Annotated in this window: 9 protein-coding genes and 1 pseudogene; 3 read left to right on the forward strand and 7 right to left on the reverse strand. The window is 44.4% G+C overall.

Translation table 11 applies throughout. From position 1 onward, the window contains the following. Positions 1-242 (forward strand): crossover junction endodeoxyribonuclease RuvC (locus tag V7D75_RS10595; protein ID WP_333614534.1); only part of this gene is annotated, 242 nt, incomplete at its 5' end. A 148-nt stretch (positions 243-390) separates the two neighbouring features. Here the strand turns inward: V7D75_RS10595 and V7D75_RS10600 are convergent. From V7D75_RS10600 to V7D75_RS10615, 4 genes and pseudogenes are all read right to left on the reverse strand, one after another. Further along, positions 391-1,371, reverse strand: a complete 981-nt coding sequence (locus V7D75_RS10600) for an META domain-containing protein (protein WP_333614535.1) — start codon at positions 1,369-1,371, stop codon at positions 391-393. Positions 1,372-1,662: 291 nt separating this feature from the next. Continuing rightward, the gene (locus V7D75_RS10605; protein ID WP_068406659.1) at positions 1,663-2,322 is read right to left on the reverse strand and encodes a glutathione S-transferase family protein; all 660 of its coding nucleotides are present in this window, start codon (positions 2,320-2,322) and stop codon (positions 1,663-1,665) included. 258 nt (positions 2,323-2,580) lie between these two features. After that, a complete protein-coding gene (locus V7D75_RS10610) occupies positions 2,581-3,219 on the reverse strand; it encodes a peroxiredoxin (protein WP_102076822.1) in 639 nt (212 codons plus the stop codon). Positions 3,220-3,641: 422 nt separating this feature from the next. After that, positions 3,642-5,364 (reverse strand): annotated as a pseudogene (locus tag V7D75_RS10615) (glutamine--tRNA ligase/YqeY domain fusion protein). Between the two features lie 274 nt (positions 5,365-5,638). On the opposite strand from V7D75_RS10615, the gene V7D75_RS10620 reads away from it, so the two are divergent. Then, positions 5,639-6,154 carry a peptidylprolyl isomerase gene (locus V7D75_RS10620; protein ID WP_442968952.1) on the forward strand — a complete coding sequence of 172 codons (516 nt, stop codon included), beginning with the start codon at positions 5,639-5,641 and terminating at the stop codon, positions 6,152-6,154. A gap of 78 nt (positions 6,155-6,232) precedes the next feature. Next, positions 6,233-7,066: a UDP-2,3-diacylglucosamine diphosphatase gene (locus V7D75_RS10625; RefSeq protein ID WP_333614536.1), complete on the forward strand. Its 834-nt coding sequence runs from the start codon at positions 6,233-6,235 to the stop codon at positions 7,064-7,066. A 144-nt stretch (positions 7,067-7,210) separates the two neighbouring features. Here the strand turns inward: V7D75_RS10625 and V7D75_RS10630 are convergent, their stop codons facing one another. The 3 genes from V7D75_RS10630 to surE all read right to left on the reverse strand — a co-directional run. After that, positions 7,211-8,512 carry a lytic murein transglycosylase gene (locus V7D75_RS10630; RefSeq protein ID WP_333614537.1) on the reverse strand — a complete coding sequence of 434 codons (1,302 nt, stop codon included), beginning with the start codon at positions 8,510-8,512 and terminating at the stop codon, positions 7,211-7,213. Between the two features lie 127 nt (positions 8,513-8,639). After that, positions 8,640-9,443, reverse strand: a complete 804-nt coding sequence (locus tag V7D75_RS10635) for a peptidoglycan DD-metalloendopeptidase family protein (RefSeq protein ID WP_333614538.1) — start codon at positions 9,441-9,443, stop codon at positions 8,640-8,642. Positions 9,444-9,718: 275 nt separating this feature from the next. Further along, positions 9,719-10,483, reverse strand: a 765-nt coding sequence (gene surE / locus V7D75_RS10640; protein WP_333614539.1) for a 5'/3'-nucleotidase SurE, incomplete at its 5' end; no start/stop codon positions are given.

Here is a 10,483-nt window from a genome sequence, read left to right on the forward strand (position 1 = left end):
CGGTTTGCGGCTATGGTGCAGCCGCTAAAGAACAAGTCCAAGAGATGGTCTGCCGCATTTTGGCGTTAGAGGTGGTGCCCCAGCAAGATGCCGCTGATGGCCTTGCCTGTGCCATTTGCCATGCGCACTCAAGCCATTCAATGAACAAACTCATAATGAATAGCGCCATGCGCGGACGCGGCGCTTCGAAGAAAAAAGGCCGCTGGCGTTTGACCGAAGAAGACTTAGGCAATTTACGTTAATATAAAAACAGATATTTATAAAATAAAGCAAACGCCCATAAAAAAACACGCGTGCAAACGGCGCGTGTTTTTCGTTTAAATTATCTCTTCTATTTGAGTCATCGTTTAAAATAATGAAAATGACCAACAAACCTACTCTAACAAAGCATTACTCTACCACGCTACTCTCAATCACTGCATCGAGTACATAGGCATATTCTTGCGCATCTGCATTCTCGTTAGCGTCTAACTCATAGCGCTGGAGACGTAGTACTTCATCGTGCATACCATCGGGCTGATAGCCATCGATTTCACCGTTAAAGGCTGTCCACTCACCTTCGCTAACCTTGAGACCTTGGTCATCATAAGTAATGGGTTTTACTTGTAAGCATAACTCTGAGCTCTTGTCGGCGCAGGCTACTTTCTTAGCATTGACCGCCCAAAATACCGTTTCACCTTTACTGTTATATTTGGCTTGTGAGGTTAACTTACCTGCCCAAACTAGCGTCGCCGCGTCGCTTGTGATTTGCGTTAAGATTGGTTGACGACTTTCAGCCGTTGCGCTCTCAGCACGACCGTTTTCGATATTGGCGTCTAATACTAAGGTCAATTGATTCTCGCCTTGCATTAGCTCATTCAATTGGTTTTCAGCCTTATCAAGCTCACCGCACGACATTTTGGTGCTCATACCGTCTTCGATGGTCAACGTCTGACCTTGAAGCTGATATCCTGCGCTCATGGTATTGCAGCCGACACTATAATTTAGGCTATTCTCGCCTTGGTATTGGCTAAAGCTCAAGCGCACTTGGTCTTTGATATCGAGCAATGTATTTAGTGGCTGGGCGCCTTTATCGCTTGCAGACATCAGTGTCCAGCGATAACGGGTAAGATTGGCTATCATTTGTTCTTCAGTGCTCATCTCAGCCGCCTTGGACTCATCGTTTTCTAGCGTAGCATCAGGCGTAGCAGCATTACCATCGACTTCGTTAGCATTTTCTGTCTGTACATCATTCTCGCCTGGCACTGAGGCTTCTTGGCAGGCAGTTAATGCCAGACTTACCGCTAGAATGCTAGGCAATACAGCAAATCTAGCCAAAGATTTTATAAAAGATGATTCCGTAAAACATTGGGTGTCAAAAGATGAGGTCATAACAGTCATACCTTGTGAGTAAACCTTTTCGATATTCCGCTTTTTAACATACGAAGTTTTTACTATACAAATCGCAATTGTATCTATTTTTGTAAAGTGTTCATAATTTGACCACTATAGCGCCGATGTTATCTATTATTGTTACAAAGTGTTTAATTTTATAGATTGATAGTAACTGTTTTCGATAGTTTTTCTAATTTTGCAATCAAAAAAAAGCCTTAACTGGCTAATATGGTGGTTAGCGCATTAAGGCTTCTGGCTATGTAAAGCTCGATTTATAAGGCGACCTTATCATTCATCATAAGCAGGTTTGGCTTTTGCCATATTTTTAATACTAAAGCGCTCATGCATCATTTGATAAAAACGTGCCAAATTTTCGCCCTGCTCGTTTGGATTAACTTTCAGCGCTTTACCAAAATCTAGACCCAAATACAGTACGATATCGGCAAAACTTAACTGCTCACCGACCAAATAATCATGACCGTTTAAGGCATTTTCAAAATAAGGTAGGGCTTTTATCGCGCGGGCAATAGAGGGCGCAACAAACTCAGGTACTTGCTCGACACGCTGCGCTTTGGACGGATGGCTATGCTGAAACGCCAGCATAAAGTTGTATAGCACCTCAAACTCAGCAATACGGCGCATCGAGCATACTTGCGCCCGCTGTACGACGTCATTACCCATCACCGAGCGCTCGCCATAAACACGGTCGAGATACTCGCATACCGCCTGCGAGTCATTCAGCACCGTACCATCATCCAAGGTTAATACCGGCACCGTCTGCATGGGATTGATTTTGGTAAATTCCTCGGACATCTGCTCATTGGTAGCGAAGTCGATATCGACCACATCAAGATCATCCATATCATCGACATCGATACCTTTTGATGCCAATAAAATAAGCGCTTTACGTGGATTTGGGGCGGTACGGGTTAAGTATAATTTTTTCATGGCAAACTCCTTGTAAGACGGTTTTAAAGCGACTCAGCGTCCTTTGGTTTTATTATGGTTATCGCATTATCGGCTATGGATAAAATTATAAATATCATGTTTAGACATTTCAGCCTGTTATTATCATAACAAAACCTCATGCAATATGCTGTTCTAATAAAAGGCTGAAAAGCTAAAAAAGTAAAAGCCCTATAACATGACATCATAGGGCTTATTAACTTGAAACAACTGCTTGGGCAACCGCCTAATATGCTTAACTTATTTGTTAGGCGCAGGCGTGGTACGTAGATATGGTTTAATCTCAGTATGGCCTTTTGGATAATTGGCGGGAATATCTTCATTTTTCACGCTTGGTGGAATGATAACGTCATCGCCTTCTTTCCAATCAACTGGCGTTGCGACATTATACTCATCAGACAATTGCATCGCATCGATAACACGGACGATTTCATCGAAGTTACGACCACAGCTAGCTGGATAAGTCAGGGTTAAGCGTACTTTTTTGTTTGGATCAATGATAAACACACTTCGAACCGTCGCGGTATTGTCGGCATTTGGATGAATCATGTCATAAAGATCCGCCACTTTGCGATCTGAGTCCGCAATGATAGGGAAGTTAACGGCGGTACCTTGGGTTTCTTCGATATCTTTGGCCCAGCCTTTATGATCGTCTAGGCCGTCAACTGATAAGGCAATTGCTTTTACATTGCGCTTTTGGAACTCGCCGCCTAATGCCGCCGTACGCCCAAGCTCAGTGGTACAGACTGGCGTATAATCAGCAGGATGCGAAAATAATACTACCCAGCTGTCCCCTGCCCAATCATAAAAGTTGATATCACCTTCTGTGGTGCTTGCATCAAAGTTTGGGGCGGTATCACCTAAACGTAAATTTGCCATGCTTTATTCCTTATTTATATGAGTGATGAGCGTTAGTATTTGTTCACCCCTAAAGGTATCCATGCGCTCTATTGTTATAAATGTACCTAGTTATAAATTAACTTAATTATAAATATTCCTAGCGATCAACGTACTTGGTCAATACTACACAATAACTCAAAGTACGTCAGCAAGAATTCTCTTCTATCTTAGCAAACTTGTTATGAATGTCTTGTGATGGATTGTAATGCGCTTATGCCATTTATTACTAAGCTCGTAAGTTTGCATTTAAAGCCTTAACCAAATTACTATGTCTGAAGCCCTGAAGATAATCCATGCTCATAAAAAAAGCCCATCTCTAGCGTACTAGAAATGGGCTATTTTGAAAACCACTACTGTCAAGTAGCGTTTTAAACACGGTTAATAAAGCCAATAATTCTACACTAAGCCGGTTTATAGCTGTCACGTAAGCTCACGATTTGATTAAACACTGGCTTGTCGCTCGTGTGGTCTTTACTATCAGCGATAAAGTAGCCCTCACGCTCGAACTGAAAACGCGTACCAGCATTGCTATTTGCCAGCGATGGCTCAACTACGGCATCGAGCTCAATCAATGAGTTAGGATTTAGCGCTTGATGAACGTCGGCGACGCTACTTGGGTCTTCAGCGCTAAATAGCTGCTCATACATACGCACGGTTGCTGGGACGCCTTGGCTGGCTGATACCCAATGAATCACGCCTTTAACCTTACGGCCTTCAGGATTGTTACCCAAAGTCGCAGGGTCAATCGTGGCTTTTAGCTCAACAACATTGCCAGCGTCATCAAGAATATGCTCAGTCACTGCCAACACATAAGTGTTACGCAGACGGATTTCTGGCTTTTCTGGAGATAAACGCTTATAGCCTGCTGGCGGTTCAATCTCGTAATCGCCTTGGTCAATATACAAGGTCTCAGTGAAAGGAATTTCACGCTCGCCCATCTCGACATTTGGATGGTTTGGCTGCGTGAGCCATAAGGTCTGTGCATCATCGTCCCAGCGCGCATTGACGCTATCAGCCTTTTGTGATTCCCAACTGCTAACCGCATCGCTAAAGTTAGTAATCGTCACTTTTAACGGCTTGAGAACCGCCATACCGCGCGCCGTCGTCGTCTCTAATGACTGACGAATACTAAATTCTAATAGACGAAAATCAACGACACTGTCTACTTTAGTCACACCGACGCGTTCACTAAAATCGCGTAAACCTTCAGGCGTATAACCGCGGCGGCGCATACCTGCAATCGTCGGCATACGTGGATCATCCCAACCGCTAACAATACCTTCATCAACCAACTGCTTTAATTTGCGTTTACTGGTCAAGGTATGGTCGACGTTTAGACGACTAAACTCGTACTGGTGCGGCGGCACATCAAAGCCAATTTTTTCAACCGCCCAATCATAAAACGGACGATGGTCTTCAAATTCCAGTGTACATAACGAATGGGTAATGCCTTCGAGTGCATCAGAGAGCGGATGGGCAAAATCGTACATCGGATAAATACACCATTTATCACCGGTTTGATGGTGCACTTGATGCATAACACGATAGATAACAGGGTCGCGCATATTCATGTTTGGGCTTGCCATGTCAATCTTGGCACGCAGCACGGCTTTGCCTTCAGAAAACTTGCCTTCTTTCATATCATTAAAGAGTTTTAAGTTTTCTTCAACACTGGCACCACGCTGCGGCGACGGCGTGCCAGCTTCGTTAAATGAGCCACGGTTATCGCGAATTTGCTCAGGCGATTGCAAGTCTACATAAGCATCACCCTGTTCAATCAACTGTACAGCCCATGCATACAACTGGTCAAAGTAGCCTGACGCATGGTGCGCCTCGCCTGCCCACTCAAAGCCAAGCCATTTTATCAATATAGTCTTGCTTTTCTGCGGTTGGGTTGGTGTCAGCAAAGCGTAAGTTACAAACGCCGCCAAACTCTTCGGCGATACCAAAGTTTAAGCAGATAGATTTGACATGACCTAAGTGCAAATAGCCGTTTGGCTCAGGCGGAAAGCGCGTCACGATTTGCGGATATTTTTGCGCTTTGACATCATCGCGAATGATATTACGAATAAAGTCATTTTTTTGTTCGTCTTTTTGTACATTGTTGCTTGAGTGCTCACTCATTACTCATTGCTCCTAGCGCAAGGTTTCAGCCTTTAACACGTGTCATTACGCTTTATAAAAGGTTCAAAATAAGAAAATTTAAAATAATCAATCAAAAATCGCTGATAAAAGATAACGTTGCGTTATTCTATCAGCTTTTGCAAAGGCATTAACAGCCTGATACATGACAGACGACAAAAAAGCCGTTAGACTAGCCATAACTTTTTAGTCAGCAACTTTTTAACCACCACTTAACAGCGTTATTTTAGACGCTATAATCAAAAAGGAATATCACATGGTAGACATGCCACCAGTAGTAGAACTTGACACCAATATGGGTGCGATCGTTATCGAACTCAATGAAGAAAAAGCGCCAAAAACGGTCGAAAATTTTTTAAACTATGTTAAATCTGGGCATTATGACGGAACGATTTTTCATCGCATCATTGACGGCTTTATGATTCAAGGCGGCGGTATGGACGCTGATATGAATGAAAAAGCTACCAATGCACCCGTTGAAAACGAAGCGGACAATGGCTTGAAAAATGACAAAGGTACGATTGCGATGGCCCGTACGCAAGACCCGCATTCAGCAACCAGCCAGTTTTTTATTAACGTAAAAGACAACGATTTCCTAAACCACTCTGGCAAAAACATGCAAGGTTGGGGCTATACCGTATTTGGTAAAGTCACCAGCGGCATGGATGTTATCGACAAAATGCGCGGCGTACCAACCGGTCGTTTTGGCATGCATGCTGATGTGCCAAACGAGCCTGTCGTTATCAACTCTGCGACCATCGTTACGCAATAATCGTTTTTTTATAAACGGTATAAGATAAGCGGTTTGTCATTAATAGCCGCTTATCTTACCTTATGAGGATAAAGATACATGCAAAGCTTTAATCATTTAATCACGACTCGCCCCCATGAGGTGCGGCAAGTTTTGATTAGCGATTTGCATTTATCGCCAGAAGAGCCTGCCTTAGTGCAGGCTTTTTTGGCACTGCTTGATGATTGCCTTGCCCTACCTCAGCTTAAACGCTTATTTGTCTTAGGTGATTGGTTTGAAGTTTGGATTGGCGATGATGCTTATTTGACTTTGTCAGAAAACGCGCGCCAAAGCCATTGGCTCACGCCGCTTATCGTTAAACTAAAAAAACTACGGATAGCTGGCTGTGAGATATTGGTCATGCATGGCAACCGTGATTTTCTCTTAGGTCAGCCATTTTGCAGTTTATTCGGTGGCGAGCTTATCTATGAGCCGTATTATTTAACCGTCGGACAGCAGAGCTATCGCTTAGAACACGGCGATGCTTTATGTACCGATGATAAAAAATATCAGTTCTTTCGCAAGATGATGCGTAACCGTTTGACCCAGTGGTATTTACTCAATAAATCGCTGACAAAACGCTTAGCGATTGCCGATAAATTACGGCAAAAAAGTCAGCAAAATAATGCCAACAAAGCCGCTTATATCATGGATGATGCAGTAATACAAGCCGTAGCTGATAACGATGCGTTGTTACATGGTCATACCCATCGCCCAGCCATTCATCAGGCAACGTCCGATAAAAAACGCTACGTACTTGGTGATTGGCGCTTGCTTGATAAAGAGTCACGCCAGCCAAAAGTCAGTGCGGTGATGGGGGCAGTGACAGCAGATGCCGATACAGGCGATAATGCTACTGAGTTTGAGTTGATTGAGTTTAAGATGACTGTCTAAACTCTATCTAAACTGCTGCTACAATTTTTATGAAATTGTATGAAAAAAAACTCCGCTTAGCACGGAGTTTTTTTATTGTTAACATTATTTTTTAAACCATCGTTGTAAATAACGATTATCCAAAAACAACGACTTTACCCTGTCTCACCATCCTGCCAATGAAGACGCACTACGTTGGGTAATAAAACCATCTGGCGTTTGACCGTTGTCTACTTGCCAGCGCTGGAATGCCTTACGCGTATTGGTACCGACGATGCCATCAGCGCCTTTGGTATCATAACCCATGCTGGTTAAACGCTGCTGCAAATTACGCACTTGCGCGGTCGATAATGGACGCTCATAGCGCGGCCATGATTTTTGTAAGCCGCCCTGACCTGCCAGCGCTTTACCAAGTAGGCTGACACCTAACGCATAGTTCGATGAGTTATTATAAACTTTGATGACATCAAAGTTTGGGCTAAGTAATAGGACGGGACCATCTTTACCGGCGGGTAGCCATAGCTCCATTTTCGTATTGGCATCTAAGTAAACATCAGCGATGGTATCCACGCCCATCGCCGCCCATCTGGCTGCAGGTTGCTTGGTACCAACCGTTGAGTAATCAAACGACGCAGGTACAGTCGCTTCATAAAATGGCGCCAGGCCTCGCACCCAACCTGAATTACTCAGGTAATTGGCAGTAGAGGCCAAAGCATCGCTCATTGACCACGGGTTACGATGACCATTGCCATCACCATCAACACCGTGTTTCAGCCACGTATCAGGGATAAACTGCGTCTGACCCATGCCGCCTGCCCAAGAACCATCGAGCTGCGACCAAGACACATCACCGCGCTGCAATAGCGTCGCTAATGACAACAACTGAGTTTCGGCAAACTCTTGGCGACGACCATCATAAGCAAGGCTGGCAAGCGAGCTTGGTATGCTGCTATTACCCGTCACCACGCCGTATGACGACTCCATGCCCCAAATCGCGGCGATGATTTCTGCATTGACGCCATATTGCGACTCTAACTGTGATAAAAAGGCGCGTTGCTCGGCAAACTTACGCTTACCAGTGCTTACGCGACCATCTGCTACGGCAGAATCAACGTATTCCCAAGGCATTTTAGAAAACTCTGGCTGCCCTGAATCCAGCGAGATAACTTGCTGGTTTAAATAAGCCGTATCCATTAAACGACGCACGGTTGAAGCATCATGACCCGCTGCAATGGCGCGCATCGAGAAGTCAGACTTCCAATCAGAAAAACTGTTATAACTTGGTTTAACTGGCTGCGGCTTGACGACTGGTACAGGCGTTGGCTTAACCTGAATGGTTTGAGTCTGGGTAATTTGCACATTACCTTGGCGTACAGGGGTACTCGGCTTTTGCATTGCCTGCTGACTGGTACAGCCGACCATGACTAACGCGGGAAACAGGGCAAGGTATTGTTTGTTTAATAACATAAATTTCTCAAATATGAATAAGTAAAGCAACTGATAGCTAATAATTAATAGCGAGCAAGCAATAACAATTAACAGCCACTAAAAAATTGCAGCAAATTTAACGTTTTAAAATCTAACGTCTTAAAATTTAACGTCCAAGCACCGCACGTGGGTCGATAGGGTTACCATTTAGGCGTACTTGGAATTCTAAACCGACTTGGTTGGTCTCGCCGCTGCTACCCATATTTGCAATACGCTGACCGCGCTGTACTGCTTCACCTTCTTTTACCAGCAAGGCACTGTTATGCGCATAAGCAGTAATGTAGTTATCGCTATGACGAATCATAATCAGGTTGCCATACTCAGGCAGGCCGTTACCTGAATAAAGCACCGTACCCGATTGGCTGGCAAGCACTGGATCACCGACATTACCAGCAAACCACATACCCATATTACCGGCAGCAGCATCAAAGTTACGAATCACTTGGTTGCGACTTGGATACTCATAACCAGACGTTGCGTTGGCGGTCACTTCATAAACAGGCGTTTGCGAATAGTTCGGAGTATTGTTCACAGGCGGTGTATAACTCGGCTGTGGCCGTGTTTGAACAGGGGCGTTATAGCGATTGTTATTATTGGCGCTTACTGGCTCGCCTTGCCATAATTTTAGCCATTGACCACTATAAATCGTATATTTGCTATCTAAGCCATTGATCGCGCCGATTTGGCGATAATTGAGACGATAGCGCTGGGCGATTTGACTGACGGTATCGCCACGCTCTACGCGATAATAATTGGGCACGCCTTGTCCGTTGGTGATAATCTTCGGACCCTGATTAGCGCCTTGATAAGTGGGCTTGGTGGCACAGCCGACCATCGTCACGGTCGCTGCTGTCAATGTTCCCATCAAGGCTAGGGTTGCTAAGCGTGATCCAGCAATAAGCTTCTTCATACAAGATTTCCTATTCTTTATGTTACTCACAAACTCCTTGTGTTACTCACAAGCATTTTGCTAACGGTTATAACGTTTAATGTCCTAAACACCATAATTATGCATTTAATAACCAATGGTTTTTAGCTCATTCAATAATAAATGGTTTTTAGCGATTTTAAGCTCTAATAAATTTAGTGCTAATAAACTTGAGTATTGGCCAATTTAAGCACGGGCAAATATCATCATAAACTTAGATAAATCGGTCAATTTACAGCACTAATTATAGTACCAAGTTACAGTACTAAGGCTGAGAGTGACGCAAGGGTCTCGGCTGGTGTATGGTGCAGGCGCACAGGCGATAGACTAATATACCCTGCTGCCACCGCTTGGTCATCCATCATCTGTATTTCTGCTGATTCAATACTTGCGTCGTCTGTTAATAATTCCCGTTGGCGTTTGCGTAACGATAGCCAGTAGGCATCGCGTCCGCGTGGATCGACCACATGATGAACGGGACGCGCAATCTGACTGTGACTCAGCGCTGTTATTTTTCGACCTTTAATCGCATCGGCACTATCAATATCAGGAATATTAACGTTTAATACATGATAGGGCAAATTTTTGCAAGCCTCCAATATCGGTGTATCGGTCATGAGTTTGACAATCTCGTTGGCCGCCATTTGATAATGACTGGCTTGCTGCTCATCATTTTTTGTGCCGCCACCTACCAAAGAGGTTGCGATCGCTGGTATGCCAAAAAGCTGCGCGGTCAATGCCGCGCCAAAAGTACCCGAAAATAACACGTCCTGACCGAGATTGGCACCGGAATTGATGCCAGTAATCACCCAGTCAAAACGGATATGAGGATAAAGTTCATGTAACGCCAAGTAGATACAATCAGCAGGTGAACCATTGACCGCTATAAAACCCGAATCTAACTTATGGGTATATAACGGCGTTGAGATGCTCAAAGCGCTTGCGCAGCCGCTCTGCTCGTTGCTTGGCGCAACCACCACCACTTCTGCGATGGTCGACAATGCCTGATAAAGTGCCAATAG

The organism is Psychrobacter sp., assembly GCF_036731945.1.
Classification (GTDB): Bacteria; Pseudomonadota; Gammaproteobacteria; order Pseudomonadales; family Moraxellaceae; genus Psychrobacter.